This window comes from Pedobacter panaciterrae, from assembly GCF_013204795.1.
Taxonomy (GTDB): domain Bacteria; phylum Bacteroidota; class Bacteroidia; order Sphingobacteriales; family Sphingobacteriaceae; genus Pedobacter; species Pedobacter panaciterrae.
In genome coordinates this window covers 738870-764139 of sequence record NZ_JABMKW010000008.1, presented here as the reverse complement: position 1 = coordinate 764139, position 25270 = coordinate 738870, and the positions used below count along the sequence as shown (strand labels likewise).

General features: G+C 40.9%; 18 protein-coding genes. All 18 read right to left on the bottom strand.

All coding sequences use genetic code 11. The annotated features are described in order from the left end of the window. Positions 1-42: 42 nt before the first annotated feature. The 18 genes from HQN86_RS05545 to HQN86_RS05460 all read right to left on the bottom strand — a co-directional run bounded on the left by HQN86_RS05545 (position 43) and on the right by HQN86_RS05460 (position 25105). Positions 43-1317: a purple acid phosphatase family protein gene (locus HQN86_RS05545; protein WP_172660002.1), complete on the bottom strand. Its 1275-nt coding sequence runs from the start codon at positions 1315-1317 to the stop codon at positions 43-45. Next, complete coding sequence (locus HQN86_RS05540; RefSeq protein ID WP_172660001.1) at positions 1317-4373, bottom strand: TonB-dependent receptor; 3057 nt, start codon at positions 4371-4373, stop codon at positions 1317-1319. The genes HQN86_RS05545 and HQN86_RS05540 overlap by 1 nt, the downstream gene beginning before the upstream one ends. 109 nt (positions 4374-4482) lie before the next feature. After that, complete coding sequence (locus tag HQN86_RS05535) at positions 4483-5499, bottom strand: FecR family protein (protein ID WP_172660000.1); 1017 nt, start codon at positions 5497-5499, stop codon at positions 4483-4485. Between the two features lie 60 nt (positions 5500-5559). Continuing rightward, a complete protein-coding gene (locus tag HQN86_RS05530; RefSeq protein ID WP_172659999.1) occupies positions 5560-6087 on the bottom strand; it encodes a sigma-70 family RNA polymerase sigma factor in 528 nt (175 codons plus the stop codon). A gap of 250 nt (positions 6088-6337) precedes the next feature. After that, entirely contained in the window at positions 6338-6655 is a 318-nt protein-coding gene (locus HQN86_RS05525) for a hypothetical protein (protein WP_172659998.1), read from the bottom strand. 147 nt (positions 6656-6802) lie between these two features. Beyond that, entirely contained in the window at positions 6803-7135 is a 333-nt protein-coding gene (locus HQN86_RS05520; protein WP_172659997.1) for a hypothetical protein, read from the bottom strand. Between the two features lie 44 nt (positions 7136-7179). Then, positions 7180-7359, bottom strand: coding sequence for a hypothetical protein (locus HQN86_RS05515; protein ID WP_172659996.1), 180 nt, complete (start codon positions 7357-7359; stop codon positions 7180-7182). A 108-nt stretch (positions 7360-7467) separates the two neighbouring features. Beyond that, positions 7468-9687, bottom strand: coding sequence for an IPT/TIG domain-containing protein (locus HQN86_RS05510; RefSeq protein ID WP_172659995.1), 2220 nt, complete (start codon positions 9685-9687; stop codon positions 7468-7470). A gap of 33 nt (positions 9688-9720) precedes the next feature. Next, complete coding sequence (locus HQN86_RS05505) at positions 9721-12918, bottom strand: TonB-dependent receptor (protein ID WP_246269443.1); 3198 nt, start codon at positions 12916-12918, stop codon at positions 9721-9723. A gap of 59 nt (positions 12919-12977) precedes the next feature. Beyond that, positions 12978-13988, bottom strand: coding sequence for a fasciclin domain-containing protein (locus HQN86_RS05500; RefSeq protein ID WP_216854327.1), 1011 nt, complete (start codon positions 13986-13988; stop codon positions 12978-12980). Between the two features lie 34 nt (positions 13989-14022). Next, complete coding sequence (locus HQN86_RS05495) at positions 14023-15249, bottom strand: fasciclin domain-containing protein (RefSeq protein ID WP_172659993.1); 1227 nt, start codon at positions 15247-15249, stop codon at positions 14023-14025. Positions 15250-15270: 21 nt separating this feature from the next. Further along, complete coding sequence (locus tag HQN86_RS05490; protein ID WP_172659992.1) at positions 15271-16350, bottom strand: fasciclin domain-containing protein; 1080 nt, start codon at positions 16348-16350, stop codon at positions 15271-15273. Positions 16351-16374: 24 nt separating this feature from the next. Then, positions 16375-17571 (bottom strand): hypothetical protein, encoded by a 1197-nt coding sequence (locus HQN86_RS05485; protein WP_172659991.1) that lies wholly within the window; start codon positions 17569-17571, stop codon positions 16375-16377. Positions 17572-17584: 13 nt separating this feature from the next. Continuing rightward, positions 17585-19309 carry a DUF4397 domain-containing protein gene (locus HQN86_RS05480; RefSeq protein ID WP_172659990.1) on the bottom strand — a complete coding sequence of 575 codons (1725 nt, stop codon included), beginning with the start codon at positions 19307-19309 and terminating at the stop codon, positions 17585-17587. A 2-nt stretch (positions 19310-19311) separates the two neighbouring features. Continuing rightward, the gene (locus HQN86_RS05475) at positions 19312-22872 is read right to left on the bottom strand and encodes a TonB-dependent receptor (protein WP_246269441.1); all 3561 of its coding nucleotides are present in this window, start codon (positions 22870-22872) and stop codon (positions 19312-19314) included. 167 nt (positions 22873-23039) lie between these two features. Beyond that, the gene (locus HQN86_RS05470; RefSeq protein ID WP_172659989.1) at positions 23040-24074 is read right to left on the bottom strand and encodes a FecR family protein; all 1035 of its coding nucleotides are present in this window, start codon (positions 24072-24074) and stop codon (positions 23040-23042) included. A gap of 67 nt (positions 24075-24141) precedes the next feature. Then, positions 24142-24762, bottom strand: a complete 621-nt coding sequence (locus HQN86_RS05465) for an RNA polymerase sigma-70 factor (protein ID WP_172659988.1) — start codon at positions 24760-24762, stop codon at positions 24142-24144. 103 nt (positions 24763-24865) lie between these two features. Continuing rightward, positions 24866-25105 carry a hypothetical protein gene (locus HQN86_RS05460; protein WP_172659987.1) on the bottom strand — a complete coding sequence of 80 codons (240 nt, stop codon included), beginning with the start codon at positions 25103-25105 and terminating at the stop codon, positions 24866-24868. Positions 25106-25270 lie beyond the last annotated feature (165 nt).

The following is a 25270-nucleotide window of genomic DNA, read 5'->3' as shown; positions in this document are numbered from 1 at the left end:
GCAAGAGTTTAAAAGAACTCTTGCTTTTTTGGTCTTACATCTTTACTTTTTTAAATCTGTAAATACTGCAGCCTTCTCTTTATTTGTTTTTTTAAGACTAAAGGAATCAAAGACTTCTCCGGAAGCCTTATATGCGGTATAAATCAGTTTATCGTGGTCAACCGATATGATTTGGAACAGTTGTGTATTTTCTGCAAATACATCCATCCACCTTGGCGTCACATCTATTTTGTACATTTTTGGCCCAGCTACTGAGACCACATACATGGGACCTCCTACCTTTCCTGAAACACCAGTGGGTAAATTCTGTCCACGACTGTAGGTATGATCGTGTCCCTGCATCAGTATATCTACATGGTACTTATCAAACAGTGGCTTAAACAGGTCTCTGAATTCTTTATTGTCCCTACCTTTTGCTGTCGAGTAGATTGGATGATGATAAGTGATCATGGTCCATTGTTTGGGATTGTTCTTCAACACCCCTTCCAACCATATAGCCTGAGCCTTCATGGAGTTGGAATCCAATACGATCATCTGGGAGTTCAATGAAATGAGACGAACATTTGCATAATCGATGAAGTATACAGATTCTTCCAAACCTTTAGGTCCATTCTCGGGCAATGTATATTGGGAACGCCAATGTGGATCTAAGGTCAGGGTCTTTTGTTCATCTCTGAAGTATTCATGATTTCCAGACGAAGGGATACTTGGGATCATCCCGTTAATGAAACCACCACCAAAATGCCACTCTCCCCATTCATTATCATTGTTGGAGCGATTGATCAAGTCGCCTGCATGAACAATAAAACGTGCATCACCGTGGGTGGCAAAGGCCCTCCTGATTACCCTCGACCATTTTGATCTGATGTCGTTCTGAGCATCGCCCAAATAAATGAATGAAAAAGGTTTCACTGTTGCCGGTGCGGTTCGAAACTGAAACCACTCGCTCCAGTTCTTACCGTCCCCTACGCGGTAGGTATAAACTTGATCGGGTTTTAAACCGGTTATGGTTGCACTATGGTAATTTGCTTTTTCATATTCTACTCCTTGCAGGGTGGTAGTCAGGGCAACAAATTCTCCGAAATTGTCTTTTCCGAGATCGGGTGAGCTGTCTTCCATTAGTACCTGGGCGTAACTTTTAAGTATAGTAGTGTCGGTACGCCAGGTAACAGATTGTGTAGTCGTTGGGTCGGCCGACCAGGTCAGGATAATTCGATCTGGAAATGCTGAAGCTTTGAACGACTGTCCATTAGCCAATTGAAACCCTAAAAGGGCAATAATGACCATTATAATTTCTCTGGTAATGTTTTTCATCATTAAAAAGGGTTGTATTTAAAGCCTGCATTGGCCCACGTTGAAAAATATTTATGATCATTCGGTCTTCCATCGCCATAATCCAGGATGGTTTGGGCATTGTTGATGTTACTGATACCCATAAAAATGGTAAACTTTTTATTGATCCGCTGAGAGGCCGAGAAGTCTAGCTGGACTCTACCTTTTTCCATCAGGTCATTGGCTTGCTCTTCTGCAAGCTCACTGATAAAAGTTTCATAGAAATTCAAAGAAATGCGGCCTGAAAAACCATATTTCTCATAAGACAGAGAAGCATTACCTACCTTAGGACGCATTGAAGGCAAACGTACGGTACGCTCACTTACGATACCAGGCACTTTAAACTTTGACTGGATCTGCGTAAAGTTTCCATAGATACCCAAACCGTTTAAAAATCCAGGCAGGAAAGTTAGCTGCTGCTGCCAGGCAATTTCGTAACCATACACATGTGCGTTGGCGCCGTTTACAGTCTGCGTTACCTGATATTGATCAAACTGACCGCCTTGTTGGGTATAAATACTTTGATAAATATAATTTTCTATGTTCTTGTAAAAGATGCCTCCGGATAGTAAACCCAGTGATTTCAAGTAGTGTTCAAACAGGAAGTCGACATTGGTGGAAGTAGCCTGATCCAAATCCGGATTTCCTTTCTTCATTCGTTTTCTTCTCGGTTCAACTTCCTGCCATGGAACCAGGTCATAATAACCAGGACGGGAAAGCGACCTGGTAACAGCTGCGCGCACGTTGGTACGTTGATCAATGGCATACTTCAGGTTCAGACTTGGAAAGAAGCCATCAAATGCAGATTTGGTGTTCACTTTATTTGTGCTTACATATTTACCCTGATTGTCGAAAGACACAATGTTGCCACGGTAATCAAACCCTGTGCGCTCATACCTCAGTCCGGTAATAATATCAAGCTTATCCAGTGTCAATTTACCCATTACATACCCCGCTCCCATGGTTTCCTTACCATTGTAAGAATCCGGATCAGTATTTTGTCTGATATAGGTTTCATCACTTTCAAAAAGCGACAGGTTTTTCTGATAATAATCTTCCATCAGGTAACCATTGGCAATCGCTCCTGAAAGATCATATTTACCATTAAAATAATCCTTTCTGGAATAATCAGAGAGGAAATTATCCATAGATACCTTACCTGTCTTCAGGATGTATTGGAAATAATCTCTGGTATGGTCATCTTCCTTATACCTGTAACGTCCTCCGAACTTAAACATCAGTTTATTTTTTTGGCTAAGGTTGAAAGTCCGCTGCACATTAAACGATCCTTGCCCATCTTTGTCATGAGCGATCTGGTGTCTGTTGACATAAGAGGAAGTGGTGTAGTTGGCCGCATTGTTCACATCGCCATTTGTAAAAGCAAACTGCGGAGCACGCGGATCGCTGATGTCGATGCCGGCATTCAAACCACCATAAGTAAAATAACCGTCATAGTAAATGGGTTGATCGTATAAACCACTCGCATAGGTGAGGTCCAAATTCAACCTCCAGTCATTGACAATCGCCTTAGTACCAACTGAAAAGCTCAGCAAATCTCTATGGTAATCTCTGGGTGAACCACTAGCACCTATACTGATGTCTGAAGCTGTATTTTCATCGGTGTATTCTCCAATGTTATAGCTTTTTGTGCCCCTTGTTTGTAGTTCGTAAAACTTATTGTAAGACGTTCTTGCGTAGATCTGAATCTTTTCTGTAGGAAAGAAGCTCAGTTCAGCTTGTAGTCCGAGGTTCTCACGGTGCAAGTCCGAACCTTCGAGTTCAAGATTAGATAACTTCATTTTTTCTACTCCTGCAATCTCGTACATGTCGTAATCTTTCTGAACCCGATCTTCCCCTCTGTAGGTATTGCTATAATTTACGCCAACCAGATAGCCCCATTTGGTATCTCTGCGACTAAAATCAAATGAGCCATCAAAGTTTTGCTTACCCAATAGAAAATTGTTACCAAATGAACCCTTCACCTGCATTTGCTGAGTGCCCGACTTGGGTGTCTTAGAAATGATGTTCACTGAACCTGATGTTCCGTCAGCATCCATATCGGGAGTGAGGGTTTTGTTGACTTCTATCGCCTCAACAGTAGATGACAAAATACCATTCAGATCAATATCCCTTGAATTGGTTTGCGTAGAAGGCAGTCTGTTTCCATTAAGCGTGATAGACCCCATACTCTGATCCAGCCCTCTGATGATGATGTTTCTTGGCAAGCCATAACTATAATCCATCGCAATCCCTGGCACGCGTTGCATGGCTTCCCCAACAGTAGCATCAGGAAAGCGCTCAATCTGCTCCTGAGAAAGTACATACTTGATGTTGTCTGCGTTACGCATATTGCTCAATGCTATGGCCTCTCCTCTTCTAATCCCTGTTACTGAAATACCCTTCATATCGTTGCTTTGGCTTTCCAATTTCAGTTCCATTTTTACCGTTTCACCATCGGTTATATCTAAGGTAAATGATGTTGTCACATAACCAATATAGTTCACAACAAGCGTTGCTTTTCCGGGTTTTAGGTTGTTGATTACAAAATAGCCATTGGCATCGGTAACATACTTCTGGTTGGTTTCTTTCAAGATCACAGTAGCATAAGGCAAGGTCTGGTTACTTAACTTATCCTTCACATAGCCTACTGCCGCGCCAGGCTTTGGAGCACGTATCTGCAGCTCTGCTTTTTTAAGGACAACCATCGTTCCATCTTCAATAAGTCGCAGGTTATTTTTTTGCAACAAAGGCGTCAATATTGTCCTGGCCGTTTTGGTCTCATCATGGACAGTTACTTTTGTATTGAGAGTTTCCTTATTTGTATACACAAAGCTGACCCCTGTTTTTCTTTCAATTTCCTTAAGCAGGTCTGTGAAAGCCACATTGCGCATATTAATACTGATGCGTTTATCCAGCCCGCTTTGACCACGTACTACAGAAGCTGCTACCAGCTGGATGGAGATCACTGAAATGACACTAATTACTAAGCATGCTCGCATAATTATTTTCATAAGGCACTTAGCCTCATTATTTTTTTTCATAAATTTGAGTTGTTTAAATTTTTACGATTTAAATGATAAGATATAGTCAACGGTTCACCGCCGTTTGCCTAAGAATTAAGGCCGTTCCTGCGCAAACAGGATCGGCTTTTTATTTATTGTTACTGCATGATCCCCCTCCTTCTATGTAAATGGTTTGTCCTACAAATTTTGATCGTATGTTCATAGAGAGATTTAGTGTTTTAAGAACTTCGTTTATAGATTTGTTCCTGAATCTTGCAGTCAGCTTGCAACCCGTATAGTTAGTTTTTTCGGTATTGATTTTGATGTTGTACTTTCTTTCTAAGGCTTCAAAAACTTCATTAAACGGAGTCTGTTCAAAGATCAGTTCACCTGACACCCAAGAATCTACATCGCTACTGGAAATGCTTATTTTATGTGCTTCGGCCTTTTCCCTGTCATATATCAATTTTTCACTTGGCAATAGAAATACTGCCTTCTTATCTTCAGATGTGGTTACACCTACCTTACCCGAATTGACAGCAACAACCATAGCCCTTTCCGTATTATAAGCCCGTACATTGAAACTGGTTCCATAAACCGTAGTATTCATTCCTGCGCTACTGACTACAAAAGGATGTGATGAATCATGGGTGACTTCAAAATATGCTTCCCCTTTCAGTTTCACCAACCTTAGCTTGTTGTTTCTAAAGTCACGTTCATAGCGAATTTCGCTTCCTGAATTCAGCCATACGAGTGTACTGTCAGGCAATAAAACCCTGATCATTTTACCTGCTCCCGCACTTTTCAATACCCATTCTTCAGGCTGCGCTGAGTTTTGAGCTGATCGGTAGTAAAAAAGCGCTGTAAGCAGGAAGATACCGGTCATTGCCGCAGCCAGGCCGTACTTCCACCAACGGGCAGCATTATCTACCAGTGTAAGCTGAGGTGTTGGGTTTGTTTCAGAAATTCTTTCTCTTACGATTTCAAAATCTAGCTGTTCTTGAGCAGGTAACTTCTCTGTCAACTTCCAAAGCACTTGTATCTTTAAATATTCCTCTTGGTGTCCTCTATTTTCGATAAGCCAGGCATCAAGCATGGCCGCCGACTCGGCGGTCTCTTCAGCAGACAATCGCTTAACAATACAATCCCATAATTTATTATCCATAATTATCCTCTTTCAACAGTAAAGACAATTGTGCAGGCAGAAAATACGGGCTGTAATCGGTTAAGCTTCTGTTAACTTTCTATGAATTAAATGTTGGGACCGATCATAGATAAACTGCATGCTTTTTGAAAGATGGTCTTCTACAGTTCTAACCGAAATCTGCAGCAATTCCGCTATCTCTGCATAACTGAATCCTTCTATTCTGTGCATTTTAAAAACCAGTTGCCGCCGCTCGGGAAGTTTACTAATAAGAAAATGTAGAAAAACCAGTTGCTCAGATTCACTGGTAACCTCATCGGCAAAGGAAAGATCAGAAATTGCAGTGAGGTCATCCTGCTCAAGTAAAGTCAATGAGTTGTTCTTATACTGCTTCAGGTAATTAAGCGCGGAGTTTTTTATCGCCCTGAACAAGTAGCCTTTTAGGTTATCAGGACTGGTTTTGTTAAACCAAAGCTGCACAAATAGGTCGTTCACCAAACTGGCAGCGGTTTCTTCATCCTTTACAAAATAAAGGGCATATTGATGCAGCATGCCACTCCAGCGTTTATAGAGCACCTCAAAATTAACCAGCTCTTTATTTGACCCCATGATATTACCCGCAAAACTCGGCAAGGGATATAAATAAGATATTAATTGTGGGTTACTTTTACTTTATTGTAAAAAGATTTTTTTGCAGGTCTGAGCTCATGCCCACTGGTGTTTTTCCCATGTTAAATTTTTAGCTTGCTATAAGCGCAAAGTAGGACAAATCATTAAACTCATTGGTATCTTATCAATCTCAGCTAAATTTTAAAAAGTATATCCCTATGCCTTTCTTATTGAAACTGATCTGCTAGGATTAAAATGATGATCTCCCGCTATGTATGATATTAGCTAGTTTTAGTTTGTATATTTTAGGAGTATCTATAGCGCATCCCATAGTTAAAGTGGCGGTGCCAGCGATATTAAAATCAAAACCCACCTTTTCTCCAGCTATTTTTAAGGTCTGGGAGAGACCAGTTGCTTTTATTACATTAGTATACTTAACTCCATTAAGGGTAAGGGTATCACCATATTGCTGAGTTGCCGAGGATGATGATACAATTTCAATTAGCCAATAGTCTTTTGAAGTATCCTCATTACAGCTCTCCTTTCCAATTACATATCCGCTGGCCATCTCATAGGGGGATTTAAATGGATATTTATTGTTGCACCCTACCACGATAATGAAGATTAGTGTTGAAAGATTTAATATTGTATGTTTTTTGTTCACTTGAATTTGCGTCTAAGGGATCAATTACCTTATTTCTTAGGTAGTGATCGATCAAAGGGGAGAATGGTATAAGACCAATTTCCGTTTTTTTAGTTTATACTTCAAAGATGTACCTGCGAGCTGGTGATCAAGAATCTGTTTCAAGGAGACCTCTTTATAACTGCTCCCTTTTGCCTGATAGGGCGCCAGCACCCGGATATTGAATTCAAAAGTTGTACCCACGCTCAACTGGAGTCGATAGATGACACTTTCCAGTATTTCTGTCGGATAAACGATGATACTGATCTTTTTTTCCAGCATCGTCACCTGATCATAGCCGTAAGGGAGATCTGCAGGACAGAAGGTGGCCATCCAGCATAACAACAGAATTATATTTTTAGGCATTTGGCTTTTTCTTTAACTGTCAGATATGATCTTTATCATGCTTTTCAGGCTTCAGCTCTGACTGGTTCAGCTCTCGCTCTAATTTTTTCTGGTCCTTCCTGTTCCTGCGGATCAGGAATAGGATCAGGGCAATGACCAAGATCAGGACGGGTACGACAACCAGGTAATTGATTTCCATAATGTTTTTTATTGAACTGATACAGAGACAAATATAAAAACAGCATATGAACTGTATGTTAACCGTGAATTTTTTAATTGCTCAGCTGATGTGTTTGTAAATAAACCGGGCCAGCGACTGCCGGCCCGGAATTGAGCATAATCAAACTTGAAACTTATTTTAAAAACATTTTCCGGATTGCATTATTTCCTGCATCGACGATATAAATATTACCATCTTTATCCATAGCCATGTCATCTCTGTTGCGGAACTCTGCATCCATCAACCCTCCATCTTTATATGACCCACTAGTCGATTGACTGGAAACCGTGCTCAGTTCATTAAGCGTAATATTCAGCTTTCTGGTTGTTTGTTTAAAACCATCAGAGAAATAGAAGTTGCCTTTTCCGTCGTAAATGAATCCTTTTGGAATAGCCAGCATCGATTGATTTTTAGGGCCATCAGAATTTCCAAATTCACCATTTCCTGCCCATCCACGAAGGTTTGACGCATCGATCAGGCCAAAACGATTAATTAAAAGATTATCATTATCTGTATAGTACAGGTAAGGACCTATAATGACAGGCCTCGAGGCTTCATTCCCCCCATAAAAACCTCTTACAGCCGTTCTGACTCCAGACTTATCAACCTTTGTTAAACTATACTGCGTTTGCACATATAAATCTCCATTATCATCAATAGCCAGTTTACCAGGTCCATTAAGGTTTACTGCGTAGGTATTTACCACACCTGCAGGTGTAATTTTACGAATGCTGTTATTTAAACCGTCGACAACGTATAACACATCCTGCTTGTCAATTACTATACCCGAATTAAAGCTAAAATTAAACCGCGCTGCAGTACCTGTACCGTTCTGATTACCGGTTTCTCTTATCGGGCTTCCTGCGAATATCGAAACAACGCCTTCTGGAGTAATCTTTTTAATTACATGGTTATTAAGTTCCATCACAAATACGTTTCCACGGCTATCTACGGCAATACTTGCACCACGCTCACTGATATCCAGAACTGTTTGATTTGGCCCACCCGCTAAAGTCATTACACCTGCACGGTTAAAGTTAACCGGTGACAATGCACTTTGACCTGCATTTACCACTTTTACCGGACCAGATGTTAATGCAGGTGGTGTAATTACCACCAGGCTGGTAGCTGTTGCACTGACTATCTGTGCTGCTAGCCCATTAAAGGTCACTGTATTTGCTGATGCAGTAGCACTAAACCCTGTTCCGGTAATGGTAACCCGTGTACCTGACAGGCCATTGTCAGGAGTCATTTTAGAAATGCCTAAACTCTGGTCTTTAAAATCAGGGCCCTGAACAATCTGATCATTTACATTCAAGATTACCTTCCCATCACCTGTTCCACCTGGAATAGTTAAGGTAACCTTAAAAGGCGTTGCAGTAAGAACAGTGGTACTTTTTCCATTTATAGTTACCTTATTTTCATCTGTATGCGGGCTAAAGTTTGATCCCAAAATGGTCATTTCAGCACCTGACGGCCCACTCAACGGCGTTACAGATTCAATTACCGGCATGGGCACAACTGTAAATACAGGTCCAGTCGCTTTTTGATCATTAATGGTAACCGATACCGGGCCGGTCTGCACATCGGCGGGCGCAACAACCACAAGATAATCCTCGGCCGCTTCAGTTACCAACGCGAGTTTACCATTAAAATCTACATGGTTACCGGCAGTTACTTCATCAAAACCACCTCCAGAGATTTTCACACGTGTACCTTTGCCACCACTTGCAGGCTTAATACCAGATATGACCTGGAACTTAAAGGTTTGTCCTGAAGCCTCTTTTCCATTTACCTTAACGGTTACCGGACCGGTGCCTGCGTCTTCAGGCACTTCAGCTACCAGCAGATTGTCACTGGCACTCACTACAACAGCCATTTTCCCATTTATGTACACTTCTGCCGGGCCTGTTGTACTGCTAAAACCAGCACCAGTAATACGAACATGTGTTCCAGCAGCCCCGTTTACCGGACTGATCGCCTGTATACTTAGTTCCTGATAAGTATAATTACCAATACTGATGCTTTCCTCATTTACTTTCATTATAATGGCACCGCTTGTTGCCGAAGCCGGTGCACGCATTACCACGGCAGTAGAGCTTGCGCTAACAATTTCAGCCTTTACACCAGAAAATGTGGCCGATATTTCATCGGCTTTATTGCTAAATCCTGTGCCTTCTACCGTTACCAGTGTGCCCTGGGCACCACTGTTTGGATAATAATCTGTAACCACCAGAGGCACTTTAACTAGTTCTGTCTTGTCCTTTTTACAGGCAATCATCAACAAAATAAAAAGGCTTAGCACACCGATCCACTTATGCATCCCGGTATTAAATTTTCTTGAATAACTCATATCGTATATCATATTTCGATTGATCTGTATCACTTAAAAAGTATATCTCGCTCCCAGTTGCAACTGTGTTCGTGAACCATAGTAGTCAATACTATAAGGCTTACCCGGCGATTTAAACTGGTACAACGGATATTCACCGGAATTTTGGGATGGAGGGAATAGTACCGGGGTTAACCCAACACTTGAAGTAGAGTTGAAAGTATTTGGAGAGAAATACTGAACTCCCCAACTCCTGTTGACTAGATTGGTGAGGTTCATTACATCAGCGGTAAACGTAATAAACTGCTTCTTATCGGCACTCATAAACAAGTCATGAGAAACATGCAAGTCAGCTTGTACATTCCATGGCGTACGGCCTTCATTTCTTTCTGTAAATCCACCACGCTTACTACTTAAATATTTATCTGCATCAATAAAACTATTAAAAGCCTCTGCCTGCTGAATAGCAGTTGAGGTAGCGTTGTCCTGGAAATAACGGATAGCTTCTTCTCTGTGAGGGATATAGGCCAGACTTACCTGTTGTGGCAGCCCTTGTATGCTATTACTAACCACGCCATAGGTAAATGGACTGCCAGATTGTGCACTTACAAACAAAGACACATTAGTTCTACCTGCCTTAGCCCACATTTTATTGTAACTAATGGTACTTACAATACGGTTTCTGATATCGAAGTTACTATTGGCCAATGTCGGGTTATTGGGCACCAATGATTGGTTCAGCTGCCAGTTAGATTCCATTGAGTTACGCACACCGTTGGAAAGGTCTTTTGATTGACCATAAGTGTAAGACACCGAAGCTTGCAGTTGATCAACAATGTTTTTGCCAACGCTAGCTGTTAAACTGTAACGATAACCTTTGCTGGTATTGCTAAGTAGATAGGTATTTGAAAAACGCTGATCTACTGTTCCGCTATATACCGGTTGCTGATGGTCTTTATCATAGCCATAATAGGTTGGATTGTCCTGCACGTTCAATTGCTGAAACAACACATCTTTAATATTTTTAGTATAGATGGCTTCTACACCAAATTTCCACTGACTAGCTGAAGTATAATCCAAACCTAAACTGGTACGCAACACCTGCGGCATCACAAAACCATTGTCAATTAAATCGATCTGGGTTTTACCACTATTGGGATTATTAATCGTTGCGCCATTTTGCTGTATAAAATCGGCAATACCATTTGCACCACCGGCAAGGGGATTGCTGCCCGGCACAAAAGGTTTCTGATCGGCCTTCTGATCAAAACCGCCATAGCCGTCACCATTGTTATAAAATGCATACGCCAACCATGCCATAGGTATCCGTCCGGTAAAAAGTCCCGCACCACCACGTAGAATCAGACTTTGATCACCATTCCAATCATACCTGAAACCTACCCTAGGCGAAAGCTGTATCTTATTCAGGTAATTGTTCGTGATCCTGCTTAAAGGTGTATAGGTATACGTATTTCCAAAATAAGGATCGGCTGCCGCCGTACGGGTCTTTTCGCTCAGTTCTGGTCTGTCAACCAGATAAGCCATATCTGCTCTCAACCCCGGAATTACCTTCAGCTTGTCAGATACACGGATTTCATCCTGAAAATACAAACTGTATAAATTGATGTTAAACTTTGCCCCCGGATGCTGTTCAATATACGAACGGCTGTTATTTTCATAACTATACGCACCACGAACACGGTAAGGATTGTTGCTGAGGTAATCTTCGATATTTAGGTAATCTACCCTCCCGTTCCATGCGTTTACAAAACCATAAGTGATGTTATAAAACTCATTGTGTGTACCCATGGTAAGGGTATGCTTACCAATATTCCAGTTTAAGTTGGCGGTAAGCTCCAATGTACGCTGTTTCATATCAAAAATACTGGCTTCACGATCGGTACCCACGTAAATGGTGGTACCGGGTGTTCTGCCAGCAATTTGTACCTGCGGCAGACTCGGATCACCAAAGGGATCTCTTGAATCGTTTACAGCAGTAAAGCCGGCCAGTAAATTACCAGATAGGCTATTATTAAACCTGCTTTTGAGTTCGGCCACTGTTGAGCTCTGGTTATTCTTTTGCAAAAAGGCCATGCTGCTGAATCTAAAATCCTGCTGATCTCTGTCCATATGGGAAGCTTCAGAAATGATCGTGTTATTTCTAACTGCAAGCTGATGTTTATCGTTGATGTTCCAGTCTAAACGATTAAAAAACTTGGTCGACTTGGCATAAGTATTAAACAATCCTGCAGTTCCGGCGTTAAAGAAATTGGCAGCAGTAATGTCAGCCGCGTCTTTGGCACTTAAAATATGGCCGGTTTCGGCAATACCTGCAATCAATTGTGAAGGATCTTGCCTGTGGGTAATCTCCTCATTGCTAAAGAAAAACAATTTATTCTTGATGATTGGAAACCCAACCCGAAAACCAGTCTGGTAATCGTAAAAGTCGTTGTTCATTTTCCCTAATGATCCTACCCTATCCTTGCCGGTTATCGTAGCATTACGACCGAAACCATATACCGATCCACTAAGGGAATTGGTTCCGCTTCTGGTTACCGCATTTACAGAACCTCCGGTAAAATTACCGATCTTCACATCGTAGGGAGCTAAATAAACCTGCATATCTTCAATTGCATCAATGGATATCGGATTGGTTCTGGTTGAACTTCCGGCCATTCCAGATGTGCCCGACTGGCCTCCCAAAGAAGGGCTAAATCCGATGGCATCGTTATTAATGGCACCATCAATTGTTACGTTGTTATACCTGAAGTTGGCACCACCAAAACTATTGTCTTTACTGGCCTGAGGTACTAAACGGGTAACATCAGTTATACTCCGTGACACGGTAGCCATATTACGAACCTGATCGGCACTGATGTTCTTTCCTGAGCCATAAGCACTTGCCTGAGCTCCTTTCTTTGTAGCTTTAATTGCTACTTCGGTAAGTTGGTGTGCCTGATCGCTCAGCGCAAAGTTTAAAACAACTGCTGCGCCCAAACGGATAGAGATTCCCTCCCGCCTATCGTTTTTCATGCTCATCATGCTTGCTTCTACAGAATACGGACCTCCAATACGAAGATTGGGCAAATAATAATGTCCGTTTTTATCTGTAGCAGTCGCATACTTTGTTCCTGAAGACTGATGTATCGCCGTAACAGATGCACCCGGTAGCGGTTGTCCTCCGGCATCCAGCACGTTTCCATTTAAAGTACCACTGGTTTCCTGGCTTACCGCAGCAAAAGGCAGTAACATACACAGGAGTAAAAATATTTTGTAAATTGTATTTCTTACTGTCATCTCTAAAATCTTAATTACTGTGTAATTTTCAATAGGCTTCCAATGGTATGTACTACCCCATTACCGGTAAGTACATCCTGTTTTGTCAATTGGATAACCGATGTATTTCCTGTTCCTTTCAATTCAATACCTATAAATGCACCGGCTATCTGAGGATTAGGTTTAAGGATTACCTGAATAGATTTTCCATCAATCATGGTTTGGTCACTACGGTTAGATGTACCAGTACTTAGCACATAATCGTATACAAACCTGCGGTCAGACAAAATATGATAGCGCATTAAGCCCTGCAAAACTGCAGGGTCCATGCTATTGATTTCTTCAATAGTATGCAGTCCGAAGGCGGTCATTGCAGCATTACTTGGCGCAAATACGGTATATGGGCCCTGACCATTTAATGTTTCTGCTAGACCAGAACGTTGTAAAGCCTGATAAAACAGACTTAAATCCCTGTCTGAAGCGATGGCTTCTATAACCTTATTATGGCTGTATGGCTCCAGTACACGATCTATAACCTGAATTAATCCATTAGATGCACGTACATTTTTTGAGACTATTTTGGATCCATTAATTGTTAAAATGGTATCACCTTGTTTCACCCAATGTGTTACAAAAAGTTTACCTCCGTTAGCAGATTTGACCTCCTGGTTAAACAAAAAAGGCAATTTATCAAACTCATAAACTCCATTTAGGATGTGGTAATTCATGATAGAGGATACCCTGGAAGGATCCATACTTAAGATGGCTGTTGCATTTCCAAAACCCGCATTTTCAAAAGCATCATCTGAGGGTGCAATAGCGGTATACAAACCTTCCTTGTCAGTAATTTTGGCCAATCCTGTCCTTATCAAGGCAGTATTATAGACAGAAAGGTTAAAATTATCTGCTATAATTGCGCTGATCTTATTGTTATCGACAACTTTAACGGCATCATCCTTTTTACAGCCGTTAAGGATCATACTACAACTGATCAGCATAAGGAAAATGCCCAATGGCCTAATTGATATTCTATGTAAATAATTCATGTTTCTATTAATCTTTATGAGCTAATGATACCGGTCAGAATTTAAAATCTTTAGGCGGCATTAACCGGTTTACCGCATGTATTGGCCCCATTAAAGTGTTGATGTCTCCCTCAACAATGGTTGCGGCCGAGTGAGCGGATGATTTGACTTTTACAGTTACTTGTCCTGCTTCATTTTTACCAAAATCAAATGGCACATACATAATTGGAATAGTTCCCGAATACCCAGAGGTAGTCAGCGCATAGCCCGACAATAGTTTATTGTTCAGATCGTTCGAATAAAAACTATCCGGATTATCGTCTCCGGGGCCCCAACCGTCCCTTTCTTTAAAAATCCTACCCCAACGATGCATGGTCAATAAGGTATCCGTTGCATATCCGGTACCGACTTGCTCATAGGTATCCCAATCAAAATACGGAAGAGGATTACGGTTATTCAATGCCATCAAATCATCCACAGTCTTAAATCCTGCCTGATGAAACGCTTCATCTGTGGGAGCAAAAATAGATTTGAAGATCAGGTAATTATCGTCGATCGACAATCCTTTGGGAAATCGATCGCGATCAACTGCCCCCATCATAGCCTCATCCCAAAGCATATCGGTTTTGGTCATAATTTCAATATACATTCCAAAACGGCCATCATCCTGCAAAGCCTGTAACATTGTTTTTTCTGGTTTTTTCAGTACCCGGTCTATTGGCCAGAAAGTTCCGTTTTTTGCCAGAGTAACAGCCGAGCCTCCGCTTTTTTTACCATTAATCAGCAGATCATTGCCCGATACATTGATGTATTGCCGGTAAAAATAAGGATCAGTCTGGTATTGGTTATCATATCCCTTTACTTGTATATGGGTATTTTCCAGCAAGCTGATACCAATCGTATTTTCTCCCCTTTCACTCAGGTCTTTAGGGTTAACAGCCGCCGATAAAGTATGGTAAAGCAGCAAGCTATCCAATAAAGCAGGGCTGGTGTTATTAATGACTTCTAAAGTCATTCCATCTGCAGTAAACGCCGCATCACTTGGCACCAAAAGGGTTATAGGGGCATTACTACCTCTTTTTTCTATAATACTGTTCATATTGCTGCGTTTCCAGGCTGCTTTAAAAAGTACATATGGTGATGCCTCCAGCACCTGGTTCAGTGTAATAGTTAAATCTTCTGCAGGTACCTGCACACCTTCAACTTCAGGCTGAAATTCAGCTTTTCTGCAAGATGCCAATGTTATAAATAACAGGCAGATATTGATAAGTTTTAAATTCATCTTATTCTTGTTATAAATCATCTAATTACTCTTTATTGCCTGCTCAGGAAGGATTAAAATACCTTGAAGGTCTTGTACCAGGCCATTATCGGTAAGGTTATCTATCGCTTTCTGATCGTGTCCTTTTACATTAGTCACAATGTCATAAGGGAAGTTCTTATTCGTCCTTACTTCAATATTATAGCCAATAGATTGATCGTAAATGTTGTCGTAGTTGAACCTGCCGGCAGTAATTGTCATGATATAAGTATCATTAGCTACCGGATGATAGTAAAAGGAATCGTTGTTGATGATACTGAATACCACAAAATCTGACACAAAAAAGTGCTTCTTTCTCATCACATAACAGCCAAACAGACGGTCGCCGATATAACTATTTACATTTAAGCCGGCAATTACCTCCGCAGTCATACCATTCGCTTCAAACTCCTTATTTTTTGGGGCCAGTATGGTGTAAGGTCCCTCTGTTGCCAGTTCATCCCAGAATCCGAACTTCTTTAATCCGCTTACCAGGATGCTATATTCAGGTCTGGCAGACAACCAACCTTGTACGGTGGTATTTGCAGTAGATTTCATTACCCTGTCCAGTACATGTAAGGTACCATTTGCCAGCGTTACATCTTTTCTGCTGGCAAGTGAGCCATTAAAATATAAAGTATTGCTGTTATCTCTGCTAACAATGGAAGCATACAATTCAGTCCCCGCCAGTGTACGGTAACGCACATCTATCCCATTAAAAGGAATATCCTTTAACATTATCCGTTCATTTAAAATATGGCGTTGTACCAGAAATTTTAATGTATCAGGGTTCATTTTATCAAAATCGCTGGGGCGGTTTATCCCTATGATATTAAAGGCAGCATTACTGGGGGCTAAGATTGTAAATTGCCCGGCACCGTTTAACTCTGGTCCTATTCCTGTTTTCTCTATTGCCGAAGCAAATAAGCTGAGGTCATAGTTATTCTTTACAAAGTCAAAGCCAGGTCGAAAATTGTCATTCGCCTTATCAATATGAAGATCGTCGTGCTTACAGGCGTTTAAACCCAGCAACCACAACACCGACAGGAAGTAAAGGCATTTCTTTAATGATTCGTATTTCATTATTCTAATTATTGGATTAAACCATTAGTAAACTGGAGGCGCATATTTACGCTGTATGGTACTGAGGTAAACATTTCCATTTACAATCTCAATGGTATTTACAGTGGCAAACGACCGCGGATTATATTTACCGGAGTGGATGTTTACAATCATATTGGGCATTACGATCTCGTTCCATTGCCTGTAATCCGGGTACGGTGTTAAACAGTTTATAGAAGCCCAGTTCCCATCCGTTTGATTTACGGTGGGGCCATAAGGAATATTTCTAATGTCCATGCCGGGTGCCAGAAAATCAAACCGCTGCCACATGTCAGTAAAAATACCTCCAGCGCTTGCATCGGCAAACAATGGAAAACTGTAATACGGGCTAACTTCAAGTACGTCAGCGTTTCTGGTTAAATTGCCCAGATATTTTCCGTTATAACCGGATATTTTTGGTGAAGAAACAGTCCTGTTTTTATACAGGGTTACAAAAATATTCATCTGGTCTTTTACACCATTTCCCATGGCTCCCTTTCCGTATTCGTTGCCTCCTTTAGCGTCGTTATCTGCCTGCCAGTATCCCTTGGCACTCATGTTATAGAAGTTAACATAGATTGAGGAATCGGATAATGGCAGTTTGTGAAAATTCTCTTTTCTAAGGTAAATGCCATTCCTTTTCGTCAGGAAATCTTTCTGCAACACATGCAGGGTATATACCTCCTTGCTATCCAACACCATCGTAGTATCGATCAGGAAACTTTTTTTCAGTTTAGGATCCAGGTTAAAAAACGGAACGGTGTTTTTTGGACGGAACATAAACACAATGCGGTGTTTACCTGATGGAATCTGCGCCCAGCTGCTTAAATCGAAACCATTTAAAACAGGTCCGACCAACACATTTTCCCTGCCTGGATACTCCGGGTTGTTTACACTTGTCCCACTCCCGATATGAGATGGGTAAGGTGGCGCATAAGGATCACGCTTATCCAAAAAATCTCCTTTAATCTGAGCGCCGACAGGCATACCGTCCTGATCCATTTCAGGATCAATCAGCATGGTCAAAAAAGGGAGCATTTCATCTTTATTATCGACTCCAATCTTATAATTAAGGTTGTTAAAAACCCTTAGATAAGCTGGATCATCAATTTTTTTATACTCTACCTTTGAACAGCCCGTTGCAAACCACAACAGAGCGACAGCAGCATAAAATGTGACATTCTTAATTCTTAATGGTAACATAATACTGATTCTTTTATTTGGTGTGTTTCAGGATAATCATCTTTGCTTTTTGACCCGCAGGGGCTAATGGACTGGTGCTGCCAACCAATGCTATGGTATAAATACCAGGCTCATGGTTGGGTAAACCGCCCCTCACATATAAGCTTGGTCGGGCAATAAGCTGTTGTCCTTTCAGTACGGGTATATCACTAGCCCAGCTTCCAGGAATTACGCTTGGCGCAGAACGAAAAGCCATTATTTTATACGGAATATTATCCTGATCTATTTGTATATATGGGGCCTCCGTGGGAAAAACACCAGGTCTCAGGTTATTTACTGCCGCCGGATTCCTATTGTAACTGTGAAGAAAAGACTGTCCGTTATCCTTTGTAAAAGTGACATATGGTAAATCCGGACAAAGGTTAAGAAAACGGATACTAAAAGGATAGTCCAGTTTATTACGCACATAGGTGGCGTCATCTGTGGCTGTATTACCGGGAATTACCCTGCTTAAATCATTAGCCACCGTACTAATGGTTGCCTTACCACCGGCGTCGGGATGAATCCATAAAGTAAAATTAGTATTAGGATCTAACCTCAGCTGATTACTGGCCAATACATTTCCAGCTGCATCTTTAGCTTCGATGGTATAATTACCCGTTATATAATTCTGATAATCTGTATGCTCGGTATAGGCTAGTGCATTACCCAATACATTTCCATTCATGGTTATTTTAACCCCGTCTATGCCTACCAGGGTATTTACTGCCTGCACTCTTGCATAGGTTACATTCAGTGGTTCACTGATATCATTCATGATCATGATGGCATTCTGATATCCTGAAACCTGTTCACCAGGATTACCGATTAAATAAGGGATCGTAAAATTATATGGCGCAATAACAATGGTATAAATCCCTCCTGGCACAAAGCTTTTAAATGCACTGAAAGTTAGGTGTGTATCCTCAGGAGGCCAGCCACGGACAGAGGTAAGGGTTGATGTTGCCGGAAAAATCGGCATCTTAGTAGTACCTGGCACCTGAATCCCTGCTGAGGTTAACACCTTTAGCTGCGCGGTAGTATAAGGCAGTTCGATATAATCAGAATATTGCCCCGGCAAGATGTTACTGGTCGTACCACTTACTGGTGTGCCATCAGCCCATGTAAGGCTCATTGGCCCTACCAGGTTCTCCATATCACTTATCTCAATATTCGAAGAAAGATTGAGCAGCCTTACTTTAAACTTGGCAGGATCTGAAGGGGGAGAAACCGCACGCGGAATTTTTAGATATTTAGGTTCTCCGTCTACAATACGTTCTGTGGCGAGCAGGTAATAATCCATAGCCTGTGCTGCATCTTCCTGAAGATCGATTGTAAGCTTATCACCCGGAGTATTATACCCCCCAATTTCGGTAAAAAAGCGGGCCTTTCCGTTTTTTAAAAGCGATTGAGGAATGTTCCATGTTGAACCCAGTTTACCCCCGTTTTCAGGAAAATATTTAGTGCCCGGTATTACTGTAGAGATTGGATCTGTAGGCAAAACATACCTGTTATTGGTCAGTGTATCACCATCCATTATCACCTGACCGTAATTCCCCAGGTTTACAATACGCAGTGATGAGTTTTTACGAGCGTCTGTGATTAGCCTGTTATCGTACTCAAAATCCTGCTTTTCCTTTTTACAGGAACCTAGCCCCAGCAACATCAAAAATCCAAGGAATAATGGCAATTGCTGAGTGTATTTCGTTAATTTCTTCATCTTTAATACAAATTATAAGTGAACCCCATCATAAATTCTCCCCCACGTTTATAACTGCGGTTCAGGTATTTATTTCCGTACCATTTACCACCGGTACCTGGGTTGGCATAAACGGTTTCAATTGCAGGATTTAATATGTTTTTAGCATATCCCTTAAAAATAACACGCTTAGTTACACGTTGACTGAACACAAAATCCAGCATAGGCACCGGGCGGGTATACAGATCGGGCTCCCCGGTTAAATTAATCTGTATCAAACGCTCGCCAACCATATTAAATGTTCCGGTAAGGCTGGTACCTAATTTCTTATTGTCGTAATTTATCCAACCGTTAATAGAGAAGGGGGCTTGCTCAAACAAAGGGCTGTTATCTGGCGTATGCCTGTCCAAAGACCTGTTGGCTTCCAATCTTTCCGGTGATTTTTTGATATCACTTTGTGCCAGTAAAAGGTTAGTTCCTGCAAAGAAGTTGCGGAGCGGGTCCCACATCCTTCCCAGGTCTTTTACAATCTCGAATTCTACTCCCCATACTTTACCCACGTTTGGATCATTTTCAAATCTGATGGTTGGATATTCAGGATATGTTGCTGCTAAACCACTGGTTTTTAAGCTAAAGACCTTATACAACTGATTTTCAATCCGTTTACCAAATAAGGAGACAGCGATAACCTCTCCACTATTAGGGAACCATTCCCACCTAAAATCCAGGTTTTGAGTAGTCTGATTGATCAGTTTTGGATTCCCGACAACCAGTCCCATTTGGAAAGCATCAAATTCAAATACATTGGTGATTTCCCTTAATTCGGGTCTGGCCAGTGTCGTATTAAAGCCAGCCCTGAAGTTCATATTTTCCCTAAAATTATAAGTGGTGTTCAAAGAGTAGTAAGGCTTATAACCAGGTTTATAAACGGAGTTAGGGCTCATTAAAGTAAGCGGAATATTGGTGCCCGGTGCGGTTAAAGCCGGATCAAGGAATACACCAGAGGTATCTACCGCCGACTGGATATTGGTAGATTCGAAACGAACACCACCGGTTAACCTTAAATCTTTGGTCAATTTTAAATCCAGCATGGCGTAAGCCGCTTTGGTCTCAAAAAAACCGGTATAGTTGTTTGGTGATTTCTGGCTGTTGTATAAGAATCCTCCTACCGGGCTTGCGCCTTCGCCCATACCTGCAGTTGGTGCATGGATTCCAATAATCTCATTACTCACCAAACGATCGAGGTTTCCGGAAACCGTATACAATGGCAACGATTTATTGGAAGAAAAATTAGAGCCCGGTAAGAACAACACATTCTCTGTAAATACACGGTCGCGGTTCAGGTAATTTACCCCGGTTTTTAGCTCCTGCTTTTGCCCGAATAATTTAAACGGCACTGTTAAATCTGCCTTATAGTTATAATTGGTCTCGTCCAGGTTTCTGTAACGCCGACCATTGGGCTCTGCCTGAATAATTCCATAAGCACCAAAGCCGTTAACATAACCAGAAGAAAGTGCATATAAATGCGAACTGTATACCTGGTCCGGAATGGTGTTACCATTGCCGGTGGTAGGGCTACCATAATACCCGCCGTTACGTGGTGTATAATCTGCCAGGGTTACAAACCGGTAATCAGGATCATTCTGACCAGCCTTAGAAGAGGAAATGTTGTAACTTAATTTAGGCGAGTAGTCTGATTCCAAAAACTTATGCTCTCCCTGAAGGTTAAAGGTATTTAGTGTACGATAACTCTGTTTTAAAGAATAAATGGTACTTTTCACTTCTCCTGGCAACCCGGTATATTCGTAACTCCCATTCATATTGGTGGCTTGTGTTTCACCTCCCCAGCTACCCAGATACTGCATGCTAATTTCATTTCGGGTATCGAAGCGATAAGTTAAACCACCCAAAACACCATAATTAAGTGTTTCGTTACCTGTATTTTCCTTATAGGTCTGGTACCGGCCCATGTAAAGATTGTTCGGAGTAATGTAATTTGGAATATTTCTTGGACTGCTTACCTGCGGGTTTCCGGTTACCACACCCTGATAAATACTGTATTGCTGAATATCACCACCCGAAATATCTGTGGTACGGCGATAATAGTTACCGCCAGCTATAATACCCAGTTTATGCTTTTTAAACAAGGTATAACTATTACCAAAAGTTGCAGAGTATAACTGATTTAATGGAGCCTGTTTATATTTGGTAGTCAGCACAGGATCAAAGCCCTGCATTATCCCGTTAATACGACCAACTTCCTGCTTTGCCGCGGGACTGTACCCGCTGTTCGAAATCATATTCTGGATCTGGTTTACCCCACCTTTATACTTTGTGGCCAGGTTTAAGAAATCAGCAGACAAATTCTTGTTATTGATCTTATCCCCCAAAAAGCCCATATCGCTATTGAAAAAACTATTATACTGTCCCCCTATCCCGATATTTGAGTTAAAACCAGATTGAATAATTACATTCACCACCATGCTATCGGGCACAGACTTGGTTTTCAATTCTACAATACCTGCTGCTGCATCTGCAGGTTTATCAGGTGTAACTGTTTTATAAATGGTAACATTATCTAAAAGAGAGGCGGGTACCAGATCGAAAGGAATTGAACTTCTGTCAGGATCTGACGAAGCTAAGCGTACGCCATTCAACTGGCCAACTACACTCCTGTCTCCCAAACCACGGATAGCTACATATTTATCATCAGTTACTGTAACCCCAGGCACTCTCTGCAGCGCCTGTGTTGTAGTAATACTTGCTGTCCGTTCTATCTGAACTGCAGATATGGCATCTTGTACAATAGCCGCTTTTTTACGCTCGTCGAGCACCGCCACCTCTGTATTTGTCTTCCTACGGGCCTGAACAGTTACCTCGCCCAATTGGGTAGAGGATGATTTCAGTAAAATTCTCAACTCTTTAGTATTCGCATCAACCTTAATTTCTCTACTCTGATAACCGATGTAAGAAATCACAAGTATCGCTCCGCCCTCAGGTACGGTAATACGGAACTTACCATTCATATCAGTAGATGCGCCACCACCCATTGTTTTAATGCGAATACCTACGCCAATTAGTGTTTCACCAGTTTTCTCATCTACAATCGTTCCTGAGATAATTATGGGGACTGGTTTTTTAGTAATTACAACATAACCCTCAATTACTTTATACTCCAGATTAGTATTGTTTAAAACTTTAGCCAGCGCATCGGCCACAGTAATCTCAGTAGCATCTATGCTTATTTTTTTTGTGATTTTATTTAGCAGGCTTACCTGGGCATTGATCTGTATGTTCGATTGCTTTTCTATTGTACTTAAACAATTTTCGACACTTGCATTTTCCAGCTTAAGCTTAATTTTCTGATTCAAATTCTGACTGCGAACAGAGCTGGCAAATAGCACTCCAATAAATGTGAGGTTGACAGCGATCAGAAGGAACGAGCATTTCATAAAGAAATAAATTTTATCTGTTACCAGATTGTTATTAGCCATCTTGCTAAACTTCTTTCTGATGATAATAGCACCTTTTAATAACATGCTAATAAATCGAAAAGAAGAACGCAGATGTAATCCTTTTTGCATATTTTTGATCATTACGGGTTTTCGCCAGTGGCGGATATCTGTTAATATTTATCTCTGGGCTGATGCGTCTTCGAAAACAACCAGCTCGTTGATGATTTTTGCGTCCTCCTTAGCGGGAGGGCGTTTCTTTTTTTAAGTCCAGGTGTTACATATCTTGTCCTTTCCGATTAATTAATAGTAATGTGATTGCCTTGAATATGATATTTAAATTGTCCCGAGACACTTAAAATCTTCATTAAGGTATTGATAGGTACATTTGCCGTCAGGTTGACTTTTAACAACTTTGAAGCGTTTTTTTTATTTTTAAAACTGATTTCCACGTCATACCACCGCTCCAGAATATTTGCGATTTCTGATAGAGGGACTTTATTAAACACCAAACGTCCATCTTTCCATCCGCTGATATCCTTAACCACTACAGAGCCTAATGTTTTTATATGATCAGTTTCATTCCATGTTACGGTTTGCCCGGGCATCAATATGGCAATTGATTCTGTTTTGTTAGTGGCATGCCTATCCACGCTAACCTTACCTGTACTTACAGAAACAGTAACCGGCTTATTAATAAATGCATCTACTTTAAAAGAAGTACCTAATACCTTGGTTGTGATTATTCCGGTATGGATAATGAATGGTTTCTTTGGATTTTTAGTAACCTCGAAAAAGGCTTCTCCTTCCAGATTTATTTCTCTGGTACTTCCATTAAATTTTTCTGCATAACGCAATTTACTCTCAGGCCCAAGATAAACCTGTGAGCTGTCAGGCAGCGTTATAATCGTTCTGCGTCCGCTAGGGTTATGTTTTTCTACATAAGCAATCACTAATGACTCATTGCTTCTTTTGGATGTAATAACCCAAAGTCCGGCCCCAATAAATAATGTTACCCAGATTGCTGCGTATTGCCAGTTCGTAATTCTTTTAATAAATGGAATAGGAGTATTTTTTGCAACGGTTATTTCTGAGTTTAGAGATTCTTCATTGATCCGCTGATGTATTTTTCTTTTCCAGTCAGCCATCTGCTGCGAATGGTGGTTTGTATCATTGGCATTAGTTTCATTTACCCATTGTTCATTCCATACTTCATCAAACAGTTGCTGAGCATTCTCCTGCTTAAGAAAGTCTCTCACTAATTTTAATTCCTCCTTATTACAGAGGCCGGCAAGGTATTTTTTAATGAGGGCCTTATCTATTTTTAAATTCATTGTATCTATCCTTCACCTACAAGACACCGATAAACGTTAGGCAGGGTGAGCGGAAATGAAAAAAAAATTAAAAAAAGAAAATAACAGTTAGTAGGATCGTGATATCGATGTGTTCTTTAAGACTCTCCCGCAGATATTTGAGCGAAACCAGCATCTGGGTCTTGATTGTATTTACAGAAAGGTTCATGCTTTCTGCAATTTGCGGATAAGTCATTTGTTCTTCACGACTTAGTTTAAAGATTTTCCTTCGCTGCGGGCTTAGCTGGCTTAGTTTCAGCTGGTATACCTGTTCCAATTCCTTGTACTGAAGACGATGGTCTGCTGAATGGCTAACAGTAGCCGCCTGCTCTGGCAAAAAACTAATGTCTGCAGTGAGCAGCTCCTTTTTACGGAGATGATTGAACATCACATTTTTCATTGCTGTAAACAAGTAGGCACTGAATTCTCCGGTAACCTCCAAATCCATCCTTTTTTTCCAGATGTTGAACATCAGGTCCATAACCAACTCTTCGGCCACGGCGGAATTTTTAACGTAGTTCAAGGAGAACTGGTAGAGTTTACCAAAATACCGTTCAAACAACTGATCATATGCCCTCAGGTTGTTCAGGCGACATTCTTCAAGTAGCAAGTGGTCGGATAGCTTGTGGTAATCTTTTATCATTCGCTGAACAAATAATTCATTCAGCAAAACTAAATGTTTAAAAAGCCTCCTGCATTACCATAATGTTAATTGTAATATTGTTCTTCGGATCTTGTTAAGAGATGCATCTCAAAAGACATTCAACCTTTATTTAAAAGCGTTGTTTTGGCTTGTAAGTCGATAAAAGGCCTAAAATATCATCCCTGGTGACCAAAGCAGGATTATTGAACTGCCTGTCTAAAAGATAAGCAGGCATATCAAAAGCACCCCCGGTAGTAATCACTGAAATACCTGCATTTATTTTTCTATATGACTGATATTCACCTATTCCCGGATCAAATTCTTGGGCTCTCATCAGCAGTTCATAAATTACATATACAGAGAATTTCATGCAATAAAATTACATGATTTAAATAATATTAAATTATCATTTATTTAACAACGGACGACATATCTTACTCATTGATTTGACCTTTCGGCAAGTCAAGTACATAGTAAAGTACATCTTCAGTAGTTCCATCAAGACAATTACATGCTTCTCGATGGCTGTATCGAA

What these genes read in the sequence shown, in the direction of transcription:
- HQN86_RS05505 (WP_246269443.1), bottom strand. Translation starts at nt 12,918, where the DNA reads ATGTTACTGCCTTTTGCTGCGGTAAGCCAGGAAACCAGTGGTACTTTA.
- HQN86_RS05530 (WP_172659999.1), bottom strand. Translation starts at nt 6,087, where the DNA reads ATGGGGTCAAATAAAGAGCTGGTTAATTTTGAGGTGCTCTATAAACGC.
- HQN86_RS05525 (WP_172659998.1), bottom strand. Translation starts at nt 6,655, where the DNA reads ATGGCCAGCGGATATGTAATTGGAAAGGAGAGCTGTAATGAGGATACT.
- HQN86_RS05480 (WP_172659990.1), bottom strand. Translation starts at nt 19,309, where the DNA reads ATGAAGAAATTAACGAAATACACTCAGCAATTGCCATTATTCCTTGGA.
- HQN86_RS05535 (WP_172660000.1), bottom strand. Translation starts at nt 5,499, where the DNA reads ATGGATAATAAATTATGGGATTGTATTGTTAAGCGATTGTCTGCTGAA.
- HQN86_RS05470 (WP_172659989.1), bottom strand. Translation starts at nt 24,074, where the DNA reads ATGAATTTAAAAATAGATAAGGCCCTCATTAAAAAATACCTTGCCGGC.
- HQN86_RS05460 (WP_172659987.1), bottom strand. Translation starts at nt 25,105, where the DNA reads ATGAAATTCTCTGTATATGTAATTTATGAACTGCTGATGAGAGCCCAA.
- HQN86_RS05510 (WP_172659995.1), bottom strand. Translation starts at nt 9,687, where the DNA reads ATGAGTTATTCAAGAAAATTTAATACCGGGATGCATAAGTGGATCGGT.
- HQN86_RS05545 (WP_172660002.1), bottom strand. Translation starts at nt 1,317, where the DNA reads ATGATGAAAAACATTACCAGAGAAATTATAATGGTCATTATTGCCCTT.
- HQN86_RS05515 (WP_172659996.1), bottom strand. Translation starts at nt 7,359, where the DNA reads ATGCTGTTTTTATATTTGTCTCTGTATCAGTTCAATAAAAAACATTAT.
- HQN86_RS05500 (WP_216854327.1), bottom strand. Translation starts at nt 13,988, where the DNA reads ATGAATTATTTACATAGAATATCAATTAGGCCATTGGGCATTTTCCTT.
- HQN86_RS05540 (WP_172660001.1), bottom strand. Translation starts at nt 4,373, where the DNA reads ATGAAAAAAAATAATGAGGCTAAGTGCCTTATGAAAATAATTATGCGA.
- HQN86_RS05475 (WP_246269441.1), bottom strand. Translation starts at nt 22,872, where the DNA reads ATGCAAAAAGGATTACATCTGCGTTCTTCTTTTCGATTTATTAGCATG.
- HQN86_RS05520 (WP_172659997.1), bottom strand. Translation starts at nt 7,135, where the DNA reads ATGCCTAAAAATATAATTCTGTTGTTATGCTGGATGGCCACCTTCTGT.
- HQN86_RS05485 (WP_172659991.1), bottom strand. Translation starts at nt 17,571, where the DNA reads ATGTTACCATTAAGAATTAAGAATGTCACATTTTATGCTGCTGTCGCT.
- HQN86_RS05495 (WP_172659993.1), bottom strand. Translation starts at nt 15,249, where the DNA reads ATGAATTTAAAACTTATCAATATCTGCCTGTTATTTATAACATTGGCA.
- HQN86_RS05490 (WP_172659992.1), bottom strand. Translation starts at nt 16,350, where the DNA reads ATGAAATACGAATCATTAAAGAAATGCCTTTACTTCCTGTCGGTGTTG.